We start from the raw sequence: 19,777 nt of genomic DNA, 5'->3' as shown, positions 1-19,777 counted from the left end.
TTAAATAAAGAAAATTTAGCCACTTTACATAATACCGATACCCAATGGGTGGCACTGAATCAAGCATCTATTGTACAACTGAGTCATAGCCGCGAAGATATTAGTCAGATCGTACGTTCAGGTCATCAACTGATTATAACTTTAAAGAATGGTCAAAAAATTACTCTTGAACAATTCTTTGAGGCGGATGGTTCAACACCACATAGTTTGGTTTTACCTGAGCAAAATGGCACCTTTAATGTGGTTGAATTTGATCAAAAAGGTAAGGTGATTGACTATAACCCGATTCAATATCTTAATCAGTTGGTCAGCAGTCAAACTTGGGTGAATCCACAACCTAGCATGGTCGTGGCACAAGAACCGATGGCAAAAAACGCATGGTATGAAAAATCTTGGGTCAAACCAGCTTTGGTGGTGCTGGGAGTAGAAGCCATTTACCTCACCGCATTTGATAATGATGACGATGATAAGACTGAGCAGTTAAAAGATATCACTGCACCTACAGTGCCAAGCGCAAGCATAGATGCCCAAGGTCAAGTGGTAACGGGTAAAACCGAAGCCAAAGCCAAAATTTATGTACAAGATTTACAAGGCAATCTGCTAGGGGAGGCGATTGCCGATGCCAATGGTAACTACAGCATTCAATTAAAACGTGATGTCACCGATGGTGAACGTGTTGCTGTCTATGCCAAAGATGCCGCAGGCAATCAATCCAATTTGGTGGCTGTTACAGGAAACAAAGACACCATTGCACCTGATGCGCCAGCCGCGCAATTTAATGATGCTGGCAGCATCGTATCGGGGCGTGCTGAAGCAGGCAGTCAAGTTCGTTTATACAGTGCAGATGGTAAGACTGTATTGGCAGGTCCAGTGACAGCAGGGGCAGATGGTTCATTTGCCATCAGTGTAAATCCTCCTTTAGCCACAGACACTACAGCAAAAGTCATTAGCCAAGATGCCGCAGGTCACCTATCTGTAGCCACTATTGTGATTGTTGGGCAAGACACTTTAGCGCCTGGTCAACCAACACTAGAAGTCAATCATGCAGGCACTCAAATAAAAGGCTATGCCGAAGCCAATAGCAGCATTGAAATCCAAGATGAGCATGGTCAAATCATCACCAGCACCATGGCCAATACTGAAGGTTATTTTGATATTCAGCTTACAGCTGCATTAACAGATGCCAGTACAGCCCAGCTTGTCGTTAAAGACACCGCAGGTAACAGCAGTGATGCGTTGAGTTTAAAGCCAAAGCTTGACACCTTAGCACCTGAGGCAGCTCAAGCGACGATCAATGCAGACGGTACACAGGTTACAGGCATAGCTGAGCCAAATAGCAAAATTAAAATCTCAATCATCAGCAATGGACAAGAAACTATCATTGGCTCAGGTCAAGCCGACAGTACGGGGCAATTTGGTATTAATTTAACGCAGCCGCTGATCAATAACAGCACGGCCAATCTGTATGTTATAGATGCTGCCAATAATCAGTCAGTTGCCAGCCAAGTGATTGGGCGTAAAGACAGCATTGCACCCAGCAAAATTAATTTAAGCACGCTGAGTGTGCATGATGATGTGGGGGATAAAACAGGCAACCTGAGCCAAAATTCCCAGACAGATGATGCACGCCCCAAATTTGAGGGACGCGGTGAAGCCAATGCCACCTTAACTATTTATGATCAAGGCATTGCTGTGACAACTGTAACAGTGAAAGCCGATGGCACATGGAGCTATATGCCTGATGCTGACTTAGCTTTAGGCATCCATCAGTTTAGCTTTACTCAAATGGATCAAAGTGGCAATACCAGCGCCATGAGTGATACGTTTAAATTGACTATTGTGCCAACTGTAGCAAGCCTAGATGTTGATACGCTGAGCTTGGATTTTGTTACACAGGAAAGTAGCGTTTTTTATACCACAACCCAAAGTCTAGTGTTGGAGCAGCCTCAAGACCATAGCGTTGAACCGATTTTGGCTACGTTATTGGGTAAGGCAGAGGAAATCGGCAAAAGTACTACTTTCCATCAACCCATCATCACGATGAGCGGATGGCCAAGCGATGATAGCCTCTTACACACTCAAAGCTATATTTAAGCGATAAAAAAAAGCGGCGTTTAAACGCCGCTTTTTTAGCATAATAGTTTAGATTTTTGAGATTAAATCTTGAACTTGTTTGGCTTGTTCAGCTGCATTACCTGTATACGTTGCAGGCGTCATTTCCGCTAAACGTGCACGGTCAGCCGCAGGAACAGCTTGTAATTCGTTACCGTTGACGAAATCAACCATCATTTCGCGTGTCATCGCTTGACCACGAGTCAGGGCTTTTAATTTTTCGTAAGGTTTTTCAACGTTGTAACGACGCATTACCGTTTGGATTGGTTCAGCCAATACTTCTTGTGCATTGTCTAAATCTTCGTTAATGCGTGCAGCATTGAGTTCAAGTTTACCAATACCTTTGGCACATGCTTCAAATGCGATTAAGCTTTGTGCAAAACCAACACCCATGTTACGAAGCACAGTTGAGTCAGTTAAGTCACGCTGCCAGCGAGATACTGGAAGTTTTTCGCCAAGGTGAGCAAGCACTGCATTCGCAATACCTAAGTTACCTTCTGAGTTTTCAAAGTCAATTGGATTCACTTTATGTGGCATCGTAGATGAACCCACTTCGCCATCTTTTAACTTTTGTTTGAAGAAACCTAAAGAGATATAACCCCAAACGTCACGGTTAAAGTCGATTAAGATGGTGTTGAAACGACGTAACGCATCAAACAATTCAGCCATATAGTCATGTGGCTCAATTTGTGTGGTGTACGGGTTAAACGTTAAACCTAAAGATTCAACAAATGCTTGTGAATGCGCAGGCCAGTTGATATCTGGGTAAGCAGAAAGGTGAGCGTTGTAGTTACCTACTGCACCATTGATTTTACCTAATAATTCAACGTTGTTGAATTGTTTGATTTGGCGCGCTAAGCGATACGCTACGTTTGCCATTTCTTTACCCAACGTGGTTGGGCTTGCAGTTTGACCATGTGTACGAGACAACATAGGTTGGTCTGCATGTTTTTCAGCTAAAGCCACAATTGAATCAATGATTTGTTGCATAGATGCTGCAAGCACTTCACGACCGCTTTTAAGCATTAATGCATGTGACAAGTTATTGATGTCTTCAGAAGTACATGCAAAGTGAATAAATTCGCCTGCATTTTTTAATTCTTCGATGCCAGCGATTTTTTCTTTTAAAAAATATTCAACTGCTTTTACATCATGGTTGGTGGTACGTTCAATTTCTTTAATGCGGTTGGCATCATCTTCAGAGAAATTGTTCACAATCAAATCTAAAGCTGCATTTGTTTCGCTTGAGAACGCAGGAACTTCAGTGATTTCTGGGCGGTTAGCAAGTGCTTGCAACCAGCGTACTTCAACAGTCACACGGGCATGGATGAGACCAAACTCAGATAGGAAAGGACGGAGAGCATCACATTTGCTCGCATAGCGTCCATCTAATGGAGAAAGTGCAGTTAAAGCGTTCATAGCAATTCCTTAAACTTTGGAATGAAACGTAAAAAATCTAAAAACATCAAGTTGCTGTCTGATATTGCAGGCGAGCAAGGTCTTGAATATCGCGTACAAGCTTGCGCTTGCCAAAAAAAATAAAATTCCATGAACTTCCGCCCACTTGGCGCCACAAATGTGCCATTTGTAAGCCGGTAAATAAAGAAGCACGAATCCGATTGGTATGTGCTGCATCCTTAAAGGCTTCGGCATTGCCACGCACCATAATACGCGGATTGATTGATCCGGCCGTGTCTACATAGGTTTGGGCAAGGTTGGCAATAATACTAGGGTGGGAGTAATTGTGATCGAAAAAAGACAGTTGTTTTAATATTTTTTGCTGAGATTGCTCAATAATTTTAACAAATTCAGGGTTTTGATAAACTTTCTTTTCTAAGTGCAATAAAGCCATGGCATAGCTCATAGGCAATTTGGTATTGGCTAATTTAGGTAGTCTAGATTTTGGTGCAGTATTAAAAGGTTGGCTTAAACAGTTTTCAAATGATTTTAAGCCTAAGGACAGATCGGACAATTGATGAAAAAAATCTAAGGTCTGTTGAGTATTGGTTTGGGTGGGGCGAATATTGAGACTGGCTTTAATCAGCTGTTCAAAATAGAACTGACCACTGTCTCCCATACCCTGTCGACCCCCTAAAGCGGTCATATGGGTAAGTTGGGTGGCTTGAAAGACACCGGCTAACGCCAAGGCACGATTTTGCCGTGGCGTTAAGGCTATGGTCGACTGCTGAAAAGGAAAGCCAGTCATGTTGAATCCTTTAGATAAATGCAGGTGTTGGCGCATTGGTGTGGTGAATGACACCACCACCTAAACACACTTCACCTAAATAAAACACCACACTTTGTCCGGGTGTGACTGCGCGTTGGGGCTCATCAAACTCAACCCGTACACCATGTTCAAAATTTTCATCTTTAAATACAGTACAGGCTTGATCCGGCTGACGATAACGCGTTTTGGCGGTGCAGCGGAATCCTGTGGCAGGAATATCTTGTTCGCCTGCCACCCAATCAATACTTTGGCTCCAAAGTATGCTGCTTTGCATCAGTGGATGCTCATGTCCTTGACCCACCACCAAACGATTGCCCGGAATGTCTTTATATAAGACAAACCAAGCACCTTCAGCTGCACCTTTTAAGCCGCCAATCCCAATGCCACCACGTTGACCTAAGGTGTAGTACATTAAGCCGTGATGTTCACCAATTTCAGTGCCGTCTTCAAGCACAATTTTACCCGGTTGTGCCGGTAAATATTGCTGTAAGAAATCGTTAAAACGACGTTCACCAATAAAGCAGATTCCGGTGGAATCTTTTTTCTTAGCAGTGACTAAATCCAGTTCTTCGGCAATTTTACGTACTTGTGGCTTTTCAATTTCACCCACAGGGAACAAGGTTTTATTAATTTCACGACCATGTACCGCATGTAAAAAATAGGTTTGGTCTTTGTTGTTATCTACACCACGTAACAGCGGTGCATATGCTTCACCGCGTGAATTGGTTTGGGTTTCACCACGACGACAGTAATGACCTGTGGCAATAAAGTCCGCGCCCAAATGAATGGCATGATCTAAAAAGGCACGGAATTTAATTTCTTTATTACATAAAATATCTGGGTTTGGGGTACGACCTGCGGCATATTCCGCTAAGAAATGCTCAAAAACACGATCCCAATATTCCATGGCAAAATTGGCGGTGTGTAATTTGATGCCAATTTTGTCGCACACAGCTTGGGCATCGGCCAAATCGTCCATGGCTGTGCAATATTCGGTGCCATCATCTTCTTCCCAGTTCTTCATGAACAAGCCTTCAACTTGATAACCTTGTTGAAGCAGAAGGGCAGCAGACACAGAAGAGTCTACACCACCAGACATACCGACGATGACACGTTGTTGCATAGGACTAGGCATCCAAATTTGAAATTAAAGGAGAATTTTGGTGCTCATCAATGAGCGATAAAGGATAACGCTTGGCGGCTTGGGCATCTTGCAGAGCTTTAATCACCAGTGGGCTACGTGCGCGTGCCGTTTCCAACAGTTCATCTAAGCTCATCCAAACAGCACCTATAATGCCTGTATCGAGTTGAGCGTTTGGAATATGCTCAAGAACTTTGCCAATAAAACAAAAACGATAATAAGTACGATCAGGAAATAAAGGTGGGGTATAGGTATAGATGCCCAGTAACGATTCAATCTCGATACGATAACCGGTTTCTTCCATGGTTTCACGGATCGCGGCGTCAATAATGGTTTCGCCTGCTTCAACGTGGCCTGCGGGTTGGTTAAATACGCTATGCGTAACGCCTTCAGTCTGTTCTTCAACAAACAAAAATTTGCCGTCTTGTTCAATAACGGTGGCAACAGTCACATGCGCAGTCCAAGCAGTCATCGCAAAGCACCATGGAATAAAACGCATATTCTACGCAATTTCTATGAAGTTGGCTATGCTCAGCTCTGATTTGTTGCTTAGATGGCTGATTTTTGATGAAAATAGGTCAAAATAAGTGGCTGTTAATATTTAATTTAAAAGCAATGATATGATCTAAAAGCGTAACATTTTTAGCGTTCAGGAAAGAACTAAGGCGAATTTTAGCGTTTTTATAATATGCCAAGCTGAGTGCTTCAGCACTCAGCAACAATTACTTAATTTTGTTCTAAATAATCGCGTGACACTTTGACATAGTTTTGTGCTGAATAGGGTAAAAAGGCGCGTTCTTTTTCGGTCAATTCACGCACTTTTTTCACCGGACTGCCCATATATAAATAACCGCTTTCTAAGCGTTTACCCGGTGGCACTAGAGATCCAGCCCCAATCATTACCTCATCTTCAATCACCACGTCATCGAGCACCACTGTGTTAATGCCCACCAATACCCGATTGCCAATGGTACAACCATGTAAAGTCACATGATGCCCAATGGTGACATCTTCACCAATAATCAAAGGTGAACCTTGTGGTTTAGTCGCTGTTTTATGGCTCACATGCAGCATGGCATGATCTTGTACATTCGAGTTTTTACCAATTCGAATATGATTAACATCGCCACGGATACAGGCAAATGGCCAAACCGAAACATGCTCGGCTAAATGTACATCACCAATCACCACAGACATAGGGTCTATGTAGCAATTGGGTGCAACTTGCGGGTAAACATTTAAATAGGGGCGAACAGAAACAGCCATCGATTTTTCCTTAAAGTAGCTTGTGTAAAATAAAAAAAGCATGCTCAAGAGCATGCTTAATGTAGCGTGTTTTAATTAAAACAAGTTACTAAAAAATTGTTTAATGTGATCGAGCATGCGTGCAAAGAAGCCTGCTTCTTCAACTGGTTTAAGCGCAACCAGTGGTTTTTCTGCAATCACTTTACCATCTAAGGATGCGACATATTTACCAACCACTTGACCTTGCGTTAAAGGTGCGGTGAGTTTGGGTTGTACCACCAACTGGGTTTTAATCGCGTTGGCCTGACCTTTTGGCATGGTGACATTAAAGTTTTCGGCTAAGCCAATCTCTACATCATTGGTTTGGCCGTACCAGACTTTGGCTTTGGCTAAAACTTGATTGGCAGGCTGTACTTTCACAGTTTCAAAGTTGGCATAGCCCCACGCCAACAAATCACGGGTTTGTGTGGCACGTTGCTGTATGTTCGGTGCACCAAAAATCACCGAAATTAAACGCATTGGACCACGTTTAGAAGATGTGGTTAAGCAGTAACCCGCTTCTTCAGTATGACCTGTTTTTAAACCATCAACACTTGGGTCGGTATAGAGCAAGGCATTACGGTTACCTTGCTTAATGCCATTAAAGGTGAATTCTTTTTCAGAATAAATTGGATAATATTTTGAACTGTCATGAATGATGTGTTGGGCTAAAGTCGCCATATCTTTGGCGGTGGAAAAATGCCCCTCGGCTGGCATACCCGTCGAGTTCATAAACTGAGTATTGCTCATGCCAATACGCTTGGCTTCTTCGTTCATCATATGTACGAAGGTGCCTTCATTACCGGCAATATGTTCAGCCATGGCTTTAGAGGCATCATTGCCTGATTGCACAATAATACCGCGCAGCATTTCAAGTACCGTCGCCGTGCCATTGAGCGGCACATACATACATGATTCAGTACTGCTACCACGGCACCATGCCGACTCGTTCATACGAACTTTTTCGTCTTCGGTGAGTTCGCCTTTCAATAATTTTTGTTCGATGATGAAACTGGTCATCATTTTGGTCATTGATGCGGGTGCTAATTTTTCATTTTCGTTTTTTGAAGCAAGGATTTGACCTGTTTCATAGTCCATCAAAACATAAGATTTGTTATTGAGTTCTGGTGGTGCTGATAACACAGTTGCTGCATATGAAAAACTAGGCAAGAGCAAGAATGCAGCAAGGGCACTTTTACGGGTCATTCTAGAGGGTTCCAATATCATGAGGTGAGCACAATGAGCCTAGCATTCTAGGACAAACGACACACAACTGCTATGGGGCAAAGCCAGTCAGACTCAACATATTGTTCGCATTTTGTGAGATTGTCTTAAAATGGGCATAGATGACTGAGCTTAAAATACAATAACGGACTTTTTAACTGATAGAGATATGATTGAGTGACTAAAAAATTAGGCTGTAGCGTAATAAAAATAACTAAAAATTAAACATTGTGTGGGTGTTTTAGATTGAGAAAAAGGCAATGCGCTTTAGAATAAGCCAAACAGTATTTGAGTAGAAAGGATCACAATATGAATATTTTGATTGCCAATGACGATGGCGTATTTGCACCGGGCATTCAAGCTTTGGCACAAGCATTAAAGCCTTTAGGTCGTGTGGTGGTGGTGGCACCTGAAGCGGAACGTAGTGGTTATTCATCGGCACTGACCTTAGATCGTCCTTTACGTCCGGTTGAAATTTCCCCTGATATATGGGCCATCAATGGAACGCCTGCTGATTGTGTCTATTTGTCTATGAATGGCTTATTTGATTTTGAATTTGATTTAGTGGTCAGTGGGATTAATAGTGGTGCCAACTTAGGCGATGACGTGTTGTACTCAGGCACGGTGGGTGCAGCTTTTGAAGGGCGTTTAATGAAACAACCGGCAATTGCAGTATCCTTAGCGGGAGCCAATGTACGGGGTTATTTAAGTCCACAAGATTATCAAGTGGCGGCAACCTGGGTGCATGATTTTATTGCCAAAGGTATGCCTGAGCTACCACCACGCCATATTTTAAATATCAATATTCCCGATGTTGCCAAGCTCAAAGGACAAAAAATTACCTATCAAGGACGTAAACATTTATCTAAACCTATCACTAGTCAAGTTGATCCACGCGGTCGTCACGTATTTTGGATTGGTTTATCGGGTGAGGCGGTGACTGAGGCCAAAATGGGTTTAGGTGAAATTGGTTCAGATTTTGCAGCGGTGCAACAAGGTTATGTCAGCATCACCCCAATTCAAATGGATGCGACTAACTATGCAGTTTTACCTGACTTATACCAGCAATTTTGCGCAGATTTAGCGTGAATGTTATAACTTTGTGATAAAAAGAAAGAACTGAAGATTTACAGCTTTTAATTTTGTTAGTCTGCGTGGTTGTAACTTAATTTACTTTGTGGAGAGTTTTATTGATGTCCATCCTACATATGGTGCACAACACGCCCAATACGGTGTTTAAATCGGTTTTTTTATCTGCAGCCTTGCTGGCAGTTATAGGGATGACGGGATGTGCGTCAAAGCCGCAAGTTAATCATAGTGCGCGTTATGCTGTAGCCCCTGATTTTTATACGGTCCGTTCAGGTGATACCTTAAGTGGGATTGCAGCACGCTATGGCTTAAATTATCAAAGTATTGCTGATATCAATGACATTGCTGCGCCGTACCGAATCTTTGTAGGCCAATCACTGCGTTTAAAAAATACCGGTGCTAAACGTAGCATTAGTACACAGCCCATCACACAAACTGCGCCTATTCAACGTCAAAGTATTGCCTTGCCAAGCACCACGGTGACTCAAACCCCTAAACCCGCAACCACCACGCCAGTGGTCACGCCAAAAGCGCCAGTGGCTAGCGCAACTGCATCACAAAATTTGCGTTGGGTACGCCCAAGCCAAGGTCCTGTCTTACAAGGTTTTGATGCGGCCAAAGATGTTAAGGGTGTGCGCTTTGGGGGTAAAATAGGTGATCCAGTGTTGGCTGCGGCACAAGGTCAGGTAATTTATGCTGCTGATGGTTTAAAAGAGTATGGTCAATTGGTGTTGGTGAAGCATGTCGATGGCTATATCACCGCATATGCGCATAACAGTAAGCTGTTGGTGAGTAGTGGGCAGCAAGTGACAGGTGGGCAAAAAATTGCCGAAATGGGCAACAGTGGTACTACGCAAACCATGCTTGAATTTCAGGTGCGTTTAGACGGAAAACCCATTAATCCAAGTATTGTTATACCAATTGATTAAATTTAACGGATACAAAGCCTAAATTTCACCGTATAATACAATGAGTTGCTTTTATCAATTTTTTTTTGTTAAAGGCACTCATAAGTTCAGAGGGAAATTTATGTTAGATCAACTTCGAGCAATGGGAGTATTTGCTTGTGTGGTTGAAAAAAGCTCATTTAGCGGTGCTGCACGTGAACTTGGAATCACGACCAGTGCGGTGAGCCAGCAAATTCGTTCGCTAGAACACGAGATGGAAGTAACTTTACTGCATCGTTCAACACGTAAATTGAGTTTGACTGAGGCCGGACAAGCCTTTTTTTATAGCTGCCAAGAGATGCTTGCTGCTGCAGAGCGCGGTAAAGTCCGCATTAATGAGTTACGTGATGATTTGATTGGTGAATTGCGTATTTCAGCCACACCAGAGCTTGCAGCACAACATGCAGTGCCGGCATTGTCGCATTGGATGCAGGCACATCGTGGTTTGGCGGTGCATTTTGAAACTGATAATGACAACATTGACTTAATTGATGGTCGCATCGATATTGCTTTACGTGTGGCCACAGAAATAGACGATACGCAATTTTGCGTACAGCCATTGTTACGGGCAGAACAAATTTTGGTGGCATCGCCGAGCTATTTAAATCAAAATAATCCGGTATCTCGTCCAGAAGATTTACAACAACATGATTTATTGTTGGTCAATACATTTAAAAATCAGCACGAACTGAATTTTACCCATGTGAGCAAAGCAGAGCAGCTCAATTTGAGTATGCATAATCGCTTAAGCAGTAACAGTGCCGCCGTGGCGCGTGCTTTATGCTTACACGGTCATGGTATTGCTCGGGTATTTTATTTAGATGTACAAAAAGATTTAGTGAGTGGGGCGTTGGTAGAAGTACTCCCCGAGTGGAAACTGCCGCCTTTAAATCTTTATGCAGTGACTTTAAAGCACGAACAATCGCCAATGAAAGTGGATCGTTGCCTAGATGCCTTAAAACAATACTTTTGCCAAATGGCAGCAGGGCGTGTTTACCAAGAAGCGTCTTAAAATCAAAGTTCGCAAATAAAAAAGCCGCAGATTGCGGCTTTTTTTATCTTGGGTATTTAAGCTAAGAATTTTTTAATCATGCTCACTAAGCGTTCAATGAGTTGATCCGCTTGGGCTTGGCTAATGTTTAACGTTGGTAATAAACGTACCACATTGCCTGCCGTCACGTTAATGATCATATGATGCTCATCGCGTGCTACATCGACCAATTCAGCGCAAGCTTTTGGTAACTCAATACCAATCATTAAACCAAAACCACGTACAGTCACGTTTTGATCGGCAAGTTGTGCACGTAATTGATTCACAATATAAGCGCCTTGCTGTGCTGCATTTTCAACTAAGTTTTCTTTTTGCAAAGTGTCAATCACGGTGTACACTACACGTGAACCTAATGCTGTACCACTATAGGTTGAACCATGGTTACCTGCGGTGAGCACACCCACACCACGACCTTGGGTCATGACAGCGCCAATCGGGAAGCCATTGCCTAGGCCTTTAGCCGTGGTCAGTACATCGGGTACAATGTTGGTGTGTTGGTAGGCAAAGAATTGACCAGTACGACCATTACCGGTTTGCACTTCATCAAGCATCATTAACCAGTTGTGTTGGTTGCAGATACGACGGATGTCTTCTAAGTAGCTAAAGCCTTGTGGTGCGGTATTGACGCCACCTTCACCTTGAATGGGCTCAACCAAAATTGCCACAATATCAGGATGATTGATGGCCGCTTCTTCAATCGCCTCTACATCACCAAACGGTACACAGATAAAGCCTTCAACAAGCGGGCCAAAGCCCTCTTGCACTTTTTTATTGCCTGTAGCGGATAGGGTCGCCATGGTACGACCATGGAACGAGTGATCCGCGACAATAATTTTTGGTGTGCTAATGCCTTGCATATGACCAAATTTACGTGCAATTTTAATTGCGCCTTCATTTGATTCTGCACCACTGTTTGAGAAGAACACTTCTTCCATACCGGCAACTTCAGCTAATTTTTGTGCCGCTGCAATTTGCCAAGGCACTTCAAATAAGTTACTGGTGTGAATTAAAGTGGCGGCTTGTTCAGCAATGGCTGCTGTGATTGCAGGATGAGCATGACCTAACCCACACACCGCAATACCGGTTAAAGCATCCAAGTACTCTGTACCATCTTCTGTATATAAATATGCACCTTGTCCTCGCACAAAGCTGATCTTTTGGCGGCCAAAGACCGGCATCAAATGCGAGGGTTGATCAGTTTGTACGGGCGCAACGGTGAAATTATTCATGACGAACTCTTATCTGAGGAATAAAAAAAATAAGTCTGTATTGTGCCAAAAAGGCGTAAAATACAGGGTCTATATAAGCAAAAAGTGTTTCACATTGAAAGTGTAATTGGAAATAAAAATAGAAATATTGCTTTTGTCATACTGTTTTATACGGTTTTGGGTATAATGCAGCACAGATTAGTTGAGGATTTATCAATGACTGAACAAGTACGCGATACTGAAGCGTTAATTCGCGATCAAATTGCTAAACATGCAGTATTACTTTACATGAAAGGCACACCACAATTTCCACAGTGTGGTTTCTCTGCGCGCGCGGTTGAAGCTCTCAGTCAAATTGGCCGTCCGTTTGCTTATGTAAACATTTTAGAAAACCAAGACATTCGTGCAACTTTACCGCAAATTGCTAATTGGCCGACTTTCCCACAATTGTGGATCAATGGCGAGTTAATCGGCGGTAGCGATATTATTCTTGATATGTTCCAAAAAGGTGAGTTACAACCTTTAGTTGAACAGTATAGCCCAGCGCCTGAAGCTTAAGCTTTGTGTTGAGTGTAAAAAAAGCGCCCGAAGGCGCTTTTTTTATTTATGGGCTTTCTGTGACATGCTCAATCACATCTTCAACCGCATTTTTGGCTTTTTTATCTTTGACCTTTTTCTTGTTCTTTTTTTTCTTTTTCTTGGGTTCTTCCTCAAAAGCGGCACCATCTTCTAAGGCTTGCCAATATTCCAACTGATTCATGACTGCTGCAAAAATAGAGCCTTTAGTGTAGCGACCTTTTTTATTGAGTTGTCCCACAGGGCGCGCCATTAAAATTTCTAAGGCTTGGGCAATGTTATCAATCGCATGAATATGGAATTGACCTAAATTCACCGCTTCAATCACGTCTTTACGCAGCATTAAATGCTGCATGTTTTGACGTGGGATAATCACGCCTTGTTTGCCCGTTAAACCTTGTAATTTACAGGCATCAAAGAAGCCTTCAATTTTGGCATTCACGCCACCAATTGGTTGTACTTGCCCCAATTGGTTCATGGAGCCGGTAATGGCCCATGACTGATCAATGGGAATTTGACTAATGGCCGAGATCAGGGCAGACAGTTCAGCAACGGTTGCGCTATCGCCATCGACTTGACCGTAACTTTGTTCAAAAGCAAGGGCGGCTGAAAAGTGTAAGATCTGTTCACGACCAAAGTGGGCTTTTAAGAAAGACGACATCAATAACACGCCTTTGGCATGTAAGGAACCGCCCAATTCCACACTGCGTTCAATATCTAAAATATCGCCGCCGCCTTGATATACAGAAGCAGTTAAACGCGAAGGCAAACCAAATTCTACATCTGCATAATGAATCACCGACAAGGCATTGATTTGCCCTAAACGATGACCTTTGGTTTCAATCAGTTGTGTGCCACGGGTTAGATCTTCCCAGTACAACTCACGTAAATAGCCTAAGCGATACTGACGGTGTTGTAAGGCCATATTAATATGCTGCTCAGTCACCATTTTATCGGCGGATTTCTCCGCATGATGATGCGCTTCACGAATCAAATCACCTAAGGTTAAAGCATGCAATGACAACGAGCTTTGATCTTCTGCTTGACGGCTTGAGTCGGTCAGCAATGCTGCAAGGGCAGAGCGATCGAAAGGCAGCAATTTATCGCTTTGTACGTAATCGGCAATCAGCTGCATATAGGCTTGTTCATTGCTTTCATTGCGTTGTAAGGTGTCGGTAAAATCGGCACGGATTTTAAATACGCTGCCAAGCTCAGGCTCAACTTCTAAAATTTGATAATAAATTTCAGGCTCAGCCAACAACACCACTTTAATATTCAGTGGAATCGCTGCCGGTTCAATCGAAATACTGCCGGTTAAGGTCAGCATATGCTCAAGCGATGAAAGTTTAAGTTGCCCTGACTTTAATGCACGCTTAAGTCCTTGCCATGCATAGGGCTGTTCAAGCAATTGCTCAGCTTCTAGCATTAAAAAGCCACCGTTGGCACGATGCAGGGCACCGGGGCGAATTAAGGTAAAGTCGGTGGTAATGCTGCCGTGGCGTGTCAGTTGTTCTACATGACCCAATAAATTGTAGTGCGTTGGAAAATCCTCAAACACCACCGGGGCGCCAGCATTGGCTTTGTTGCTAATCACCACATTGGCATGGTAACGCGCAGGGACACGGCTAAAATGACTTGGGCAGAAGTCATCTTCTTCTTGATCTAAAATCAGCTCTACATGTTGAATAATGTCATCGCCATAATCATGTAGATATTCTTTTAGCCCGACAACATCTTTGTATTTGTTGGCAAGCGCGGTCATACGTGGCATGACCACTTGTTTAGCAATATCACGGTTGAGCACTTGGACTTGATCGCGCGCATCATCTTCTAAATCACCCAAATGTAACCCTAAGCGATCGAGCTTTTTGTCCATATAACGCATGTTGGCAGCAATTTCTTGTTGTTTATCACTGCTCAGTTGCGCCAAGTCTTGTTGGGTTAATTCAATGAGTTTTTGCTCATGATATTTCACCGGTACAAAACAATGCGCTTCATCACGAGTTACCAATTTTAAATCCAGCTCTGCACCTTCTTTGGTCAGTTCGATTAAGGCTTGTTGCTGTTCTAAACCGGTTTGTTGACGAATCAGGTCAAGACGTTGTTGATAGATTTCGGTGCTAAAGCGACGTTGCAACTGTCTTAAAATAGTTTGCCAACTTTGGTGTAATTGCGCTTGGAATTTCACCCCTTGACCAGCAGGCAGTTCAAGCGCAATTGGTTGGCGCGCTTGTTTAAAATTATTGACATAGACCCAATCACTTGGTGTGGGCATGTCCTTGGCATGCTGTTCAAGTAAACGCTTAACCATGGTGCGTTTACCCAAACCTGCTGTACCGACCGCAAAAATATTGTAGCCAGAATAGGGCAAAGCAATCCCGGCTTCCACCGAAGCACGGGCCCGATCTTGACCTAAAAAGTTATTCAGCGGTTTAATGCGTTTGGTTGACGCCGGAATTTTGGCATAATTGGGAATATGCGTCAGTTCACTTGAGCGTAGACGGGTGCTACTTAAGGTGTTTTGAATATCCTGTTGATCGAAAGCAGAGACGAATCCTTTAGGCGAGGGTTGTAATTGTGGTTGGCTTGTGGCGTTATTTTGCTCAAGTTTTTCGGTCACTGTATAGAATCCAAAACAATAAATAAAAGTAAAAGGAAGCCTTAAGGTATATGGGTTAGCCCTATAAATTCAAGCAAAACTACAATCGATTGATGAAAATATTGCACAGGATGCTCAAATACAGTTGAAAGCCTCGCCGTTAAGCGGTTGAATAGCGCTATTCATTTTGCAGAAAATAATAAGCAATGACCACACAATCGACTGGATGGAAATCAGCATTTGCCGCATTTTTGGATCGACGTGCGCTGATCATGTTGTTTTTGGGTTTTTCAGCAGGTATTCCAATCCTGTTGATTTTCTCAAGCTTATCGCTTTGGCTAGGCGAAGCAGGCATCAGTAAAAGCGCAGTGACGTTCTTTAGTTGGGCAGCTTTAGGCTACTCATTTAAATTTGTGTGGGCACCTTTAATTGATGAACTACCACTGCCATATTTAACGCAAAAATTAGGGCGCCGCCGTGCATGGTTGTTGGTTGCACAAGTTTTAATTATTTGCGCCATCGCCATCATGGCATTTTCAGACCCTGCTTTAGGTCAAAGCCAAGTCTATCAAATGGCGATTGGTGCGGTATTGCTTGGCTTTGCAGCGGCCACCCAAGATATTGTCATTGACGCTTATCGCATTGAATTGGCCGAAACCAAAATGCAAACCGTGTTGGCATCTACTTATAACGCCGGTTATCGTATTGGCATGATTGTGGCAGGTGCAGGCGCGCTCTTTTTAGCAGCATCATTGGGTACGGCCAAAGGCAATTATATTTATGATGCGTGGAAAATCACCTATTTAGCCATGGCGGGCGTGATGTTGGTGGGAATTGCCACTACTTTGGTGATACGTGAGCCCAACGTGGCACGCGTCAATAAAAACTACCAACGCCGTGACTATTATCGTTTGGTCATGGTGTTTTTTGTCGCAGTGGCGAGTTTTGTTTTAAGTTATATTTATTCAGGCAATCTAGTAGAAATAATTAAACAGCAATGGCAAATAACCGACACATTTGTATTGTTTAGCTTAGAAAGTTTACGCTTTTTAACAGCAACAGCTGTGGCTTTATTGGTGGGTTCAAGTTTAGTTAAATTTGGCGCGGTCAATCGTGAGATGGCCTATGCCACATGGGTCAATCCCATTGCAGATTTCTTTAAGCGCTATGGTTTAAAACTGGCTTTGGTGTTATTGCTGCTCATTGGTTTTTACCGTATTTCCGACATTATTGCCGGTGTGATTTCCAATGTGTTTTACCAAGATTTAAACTTTAGCAAAGAACAAATTGCCGAAGCAGTCAAAATCTACGGGGTAATTTTTAGCTTAGTGGGTGGTTTTTTAGGCGGCTTACTGGCACAGCGCTTTAATATTATGAAATTGATGTTTGTCGGCGCAATTTTAGCCTCTTCAACCAACTTAATTTTTATTGGTTTGGTCAAATCAGGTCAGCCTTTAAGTGCTGTACAAGTGGATGTCGCTGGGAAAAATTACTTAGTCCATCCAGATGAAGTGGGCTATTGGAGCGTACCGGTTGATGTGCAAGATTTAAAAGCCGCACAGCATATTGATGTGACAGTGGGTTATGCCAATTCAGCAACAGCCACACAAGCACCTATTACGTTGTCGATGCCATATCTTGTACAGGCCCATCAGCACACGCAATTACAGATTTTACCGATTACCAGTGACAATACTTTAACCCTTCACGAGCAAGACGCCACCATTGTGGTACGTGGACAATATACAGGTCAGGCATTAACACAGCATCAGCAATTGGTATTTGCCTTAGATCAACAGCAATTTCCAGCCAAGTTAGAAAGTCATGGTGTATTTAGTGCTGCCATTCCTGCGCAAAAATTAATAACGGCACAGCAGCCACGTTTAACTGCATTGTTGATCGATCAAGCTCAAGTGCTACAGCAAAGTACACATGCTTATCAAGTCAGTCAGCAATTAACTTTGACACAAGATTTAGATATTGATATTCAACCTATTCACCCAGTGAATCTTGATCAAGAAGGTCAAGTCGAAATTAGCGGTAAGGTGATTAAACCGTATAGTGATGGCTGGCTATATTTTGCCATTATTGTGGATAATCTAGCATCAGGCCTTGCAGGGGCTGCATTTATTGCCTTTTTATCGAGTCTAACCAGCGTGTCATTTACAGCCGTGCAATATGCCATTTTTAGCTCACTGATGACCTTAACCCCTAAAATTTTAGGCGGTTACTCGGGCACTATTGTGACTAATATTGGTTATCCAAACTTCTTTTTAATGACCACGTTAATTGGTATTCCAATTTTATTGTTGGTGATTTGGGTGGCACGCTTATTGGCTAAACATCAACAAAGTGCTTAAAGCATTTGGGTGTTCAAATTGAATTTTCAGTTTGAACTGCCTATAGTAAGCGCAATACATCAATTAAAAGGAAAAGATTATGCGCATGTTGCATACCATGTTGCGTGTCGGAAATTTAGAACGTTCATTGGCGTTTTATACTGAAGTACTCGGTATGACTTTGCTTCGTAAACGTGATTACGAAGAGGGTCGTTTTACCTTGGCTTTTGTTGGCTATGGCGATGAAGAAAATCATACTGTGCTTGAATTAACGCATAATTGGGATACACCAAGCTACGAGCTTGGCAATGCCTATGGTCATATTGCGATTGCTGTTGATGATGCCTATAAAGCATGTGAAGAAATTAAAGCGCGTGGTGGCAATGTGGTGCGTGAGGCAGGCCCAATGAAAGGTGGGGTGACGGTCATTGCCTTTGTTGAAGATCCAGATGGTTATAAAATTGAGTTGATTCAGCAAGATGACAACGCGCGTAACAACTAAGTTTTGCCATTAAAATCATAGATCAGACAAAGCCCAATTTTTTGTATTGGGCTTTTTTATGGAATATTCAAGGATGATGTATGCTTAAACTCTTAGCGCTTGATCGCTTTACCATTTTATTGTTTGTGATGGTGCTCTTGGCTAGTTTTGTACCGGTGTCGGGACAAGCTGCAGTATGGTTTGGTTATTTCACCACAGTGGCGATTGCCATTTTATTTTTCCTACATGGCGCAAAATTATCGCACGAAGCTGTCAAAAGTGGCGTGTTGCATTGGAAGTTACACGGTTTAGTGTTTGCTTTTACCTTTATCTTATTTCCAGTATTAGGTTTATTGGCCAAACCTGTGTTGCTGCCATTGTTAGGGCAAGAGCTGTATTGGGGTTTTTTATTTTTATGCTTTTTACCGTCCACCGTGCAATCCTCGATTGCTTTTACCTCAGTGGCCAAAGGCAATGTAGCAGGCGCGGTATGCAGTGCTTCGTTTTCTAATTTAATGGGTATGTTTATTACTCCAATTTTGGTCAGCGTATTTATTTTAGGGCAAACCCAACACAATTTTGATCCAACTCAATCGATTGTGCAGATTACCTTATTGTTATTGGTGCCGTTTATCTTGGGGCAAATCCTGCGTCCTTGGATATTTCCCTATATGCAAAAACGCCCTAAGTTGGTCAAAACTTTTGATCAAGGCTCGATTTTAATGGTGGTCTATGCTGCATTTAGCAGTGCCGTGGTGGCAGGGCTGTGGCAGCAAGTGGGACTGGGCACTTTATGTCTTTTGATTGCACTGTGTTCGTTACTGTTGACCATCGTGATGCTTTTGGCACTATGGCTGCCTAAATGGTTGGGCTTTAACCATGCCGATCAACGCACGATTTTCTTTTGTGGTTCCAAAAAGACTTTAGCCAGTGGTGTACCCATGGCGCAAATTTTATTTATTGGTCAGCCATTAGGTATGATTGTATTGCCGATCATGATTTTCCATCAAATTCAGTTGATGGTGTGTGGAATGATTGCCAATTATTGGAGCAAACAAGCGGACACAGAATAATTCGCTTTTTATAAGTGATGAGCGTATAATACACGCAGCTTGTTGTGCTTAGCTCTGACGGTATCCGTCTCGGTGGGCCAAAAGAATGGTCTGTTATGGTGTTGATCTGCTAATGTTTTAGCCATTCCTCAGTCTTGAGAGTGATCAATTGCGATGACAGCAAAACCTTCTTAAACTTTATGGAGTAATCGACCATGCGTGCCGATATTCACCCAAAATACGAAAACATCGTTGCAACTTGTTCATGTGGTAACGTAATCGAAACTCGTTCTGCTCTTGGTAAAGAAACGATTTACCTTGACGTATGTTCAGCTTGCCACCCGTTCTACACTGGTAAACAAAAGAACGTGGACACTGGCGGTCGTATCGACAAGTTCAAACAACGTTTTGCTGGTATGTCACGTTCAATCAAACGTGGTTAATCCA

General features: G+C 42.8%; 17 protein-coding genes. 9 read left to right on the top strand and 8 right to left on the bottom strand.

Features of this window, described 5'->3' with window-relative positions:
* Positions 1-2,094 (top strand): Ig-like domain-containing protein (locus Q0Z55_RS03985; RefSeq protein ID WP_297424457.1); only part of this gene is annotated, 2,094 nt, incomplete at its 5' end.
* Between the two features lie 48 nt (positions 2,095-2,142).
* Here the strand turns inward: Q0Z55_RS03985 and purB are convergent.
* The 6 genes from purB to dacC form a co-directional block, all read right to left on the bottom strand.
* Positions 2,143-3,531 (bottom strand): adenylosuccinate lyase, encoded by a 1,389-nt coding sequence (gene purB, locus Q0Z55_RS03980; protein ID WP_297424454.1) that lies wholly within the window; start codon positions 3,529-3,531, stop codon positions 2,143-2,145.
* A gap of 46 nt (positions 3,532-3,577) precedes the next feature.
* Positions 3,578-4,318, bottom strand: coding sequence for a high frequency lysogenization protein HflD (gene hflD, locus Q0Z55_RS03975; RefSeq protein WP_297424451.1), 741 nt, complete (start codon positions 4,316-4,318; stop codon positions 3,578-3,580).
* 10 nt (positions 4,319-4,328) lie between these two features.
* On the bottom strand, positions 4,329-5,462 hold the full coding sequence (gene mnmA / locus Q0Z55_RS03970) for a tRNA 2-thiouridine(34) synthase MnmA (RefSeq protein ID WP_297424449.1): 1,134 nt from the start codon (positions 5,460-5,462) through the stop codon (positions 4,329-4,331).
* Between the two features lie 4 nt (positions 5,463-5,466).
* The gene (locus tag Q0Z55_RS03965; protein ID WP_297424446.1) at positions 5,467-5,952 is read right to left on the bottom strand and encodes an NUDIX hydrolase; all 486 of its coding nucleotides are present in this window, start codon (positions 5,950-5,952) and stop codon (positions 5,467-5,469) included.
* Positions 5,953-6,206: 254 nt separating this feature from the next.
* Positions 6,207-6,746 carry a gamma carbonic anhydrase family protein gene (locus tag Q0Z55_RS03960; RefSeq protein ID WP_297424443.1) on the bottom strand — a complete coding sequence of 180 codons (540 nt, stop codon included), beginning with the start codon at positions 6,744-6,746 and terminating at the stop codon, positions 6,207-6,209.
* A 75-nt stretch (positions 6,747-6,821) separates the two neighbouring features.
* Positions 6,822-7,970, bottom strand: coding sequence for a D-alanyl-D-alanine carboxypeptidase PBP5/6 (dacC, locus tag Q0Z55_RS03955; RefSeq protein ID WP_297424440.1), 1,149 nt, complete (start codon positions 7,968-7,970; stop codon positions 6,822-6,824).
* 327 nt (positions 7,971-8,297) lie between these two features.
* Between dacC and surE the strand changes: the two genes are divergently transcribed.
* The 3 genes from surE to Q0Z55_RS03940 all read left to right on the top strand — a co-directional run bounded on the left by surE (position 8,298) and on the right by Q0Z55_RS03940 (position 11,036).
* Positions 8,298-9,077 (top strand): 5'/3'-nucleotidase SurE, encoded by a 780-nt coding sequence (surE, locus tag Q0Z55_RS03950; RefSeq protein WP_297424439.1) that lies wholly within the window; start codon positions 8,298-8,300, stop codon positions 9,075-9,077.
* A 104-nt stretch (positions 9,078-9,181) separates the two neighbouring features.
* Positions 9,182-10,006 carry a peptidoglycan DD-metalloendopeptidase family protein gene (locus tag Q0Z55_RS03945; protein ID WP_297424436.1) on the top strand — a complete coding sequence of 275 codons (825 nt, stop codon included), beginning with the start codon at positions 9,182-9,184 and terminating at the stop codon, positions 10,004-10,006.
* 100 nt (positions 10,007-10,106) lie between these two features.
* A complete protein-coding gene (locus Q0Z55_RS03940) occupies positions 10,107-11,036 on the top strand; it encodes a LysR family transcriptional regulator (protein ID WP_297424433.1) in 930 nt (309 codons plus the stop codon).
* Between the two features lie 56 nt (positions 11,037-11,092).
* Here the strand turns inward: Q0Z55_RS03940 and Q0Z55_RS03935 are convergent, their stop codons facing one another.
* On the bottom strand, positions 11,093-12,304 hold the full coding sequence (locus Q0Z55_RS03935) for an aspartate aminotransferase family protein (RefSeq protein WP_297424429.1): 1,212 nt from the start codon (positions 12,302-12,304) through the stop codon (positions 11,093-11,095).
* A 195-nt stretch (positions 12,305-12,499) separates the two neighbouring features.
* Here Q0Z55_RS03935 and grxD point away from each other — a divergent pair, with 195 nt between their 5' ends.
* Complete coding sequence (gene grxD, locus Q0Z55_RS03930; protein ID WP_297424426.1) at positions 12,500-12,841, top strand: Grx4 family monothiol glutaredoxin; 342 nt, start codon at positions 12,500-12,502, stop codon at positions 12,839-12,841.
* 46 nt (positions 12,842-12,887) lie between these two features.
* Here the strand turns inward: grxD and Q0Z55_RS03925 are convergent, their stop codons facing one another.
* The gene (locus Q0Z55_RS03925; RefSeq protein WP_297424423.1) at positions 12,888-15,479 is read right to left on the bottom strand and encodes a Lon protease family protein; all 2,592 of its coding nucleotides are present in this window, start codon (positions 15,477-15,479) and stop codon (positions 12,888-12,890) included.
* A 185-nt stretch (positions 15,480-15,664) separates the two neighbouring features.
* On the opposite strand from Q0Z55_RS03925, the gene Q0Z55_RS03920 reads away from it, so the two are divergent.
* The 4 genes from Q0Z55_RS03920 (at position 15,665) to rpmE (ending at position 19,773) form a co-directional block, all read left to right on the top strand.
* The gene (locus Q0Z55_RS03920) at positions 15,665-17,818 is read left to right on the top strand and encodes an MFS transporter (RefSeq protein WP_297424419.1); all 2,154 of its coding nucleotides are present in this window, start codon (positions 15,665-15,667) and stop codon (positions 17,816-17,818) included.
* Positions 17,819-17,897: 79 nt separating this feature from the next.
* Positions 17,898-18,299: a lactoylglutathione lyase gene (gloA, locus tag Q0Z55_RS03915; protein WP_297424416.1), complete on the top strand. Its 402-nt coding sequence runs from the start codon at positions 17,898-17,900 to the stop codon at positions 18,297-18,299.
* An 80-nt stretch (positions 18,300-18,379) separates the two neighbouring features.
* Positions 18,380-19,351: a bile acid:sodium symporter family protein gene (locus Q0Z55_RS03910; RefSeq protein WP_297424414.1), complete on the top strand. Its 972-nt coding sequence runs from the start codon at positions 18,380-18,382 to the stop codon at positions 19,349-19,351.
* Positions 19,352-19,545: 194 nt separating this feature from the next.
* Complete coding sequence (gene rpmE, locus Q0Z55_RS03905; protein ID WP_122898431.1) at positions 19,546-19,773, top strand: 50S ribosomal protein L31; 228 nt, start codon at positions 19,546-19,548, stop codon at positions 19,771-19,773.
* The last annotated feature ends 4 nt before the right edge of the window (positions 19,774-19,777 follow it).

The organism is uncultured Acinetobacter sp., assembly GCF_947626835.1.
Lineage (GTDB): Bacteria > Pseudomonadota > Gammaproteobacteria > Pseudomonadales > Moraxellaceae > Acinetobacter.
This window is presented reverse-complemented; position numbering and strand designations above follow the sequence as displayed.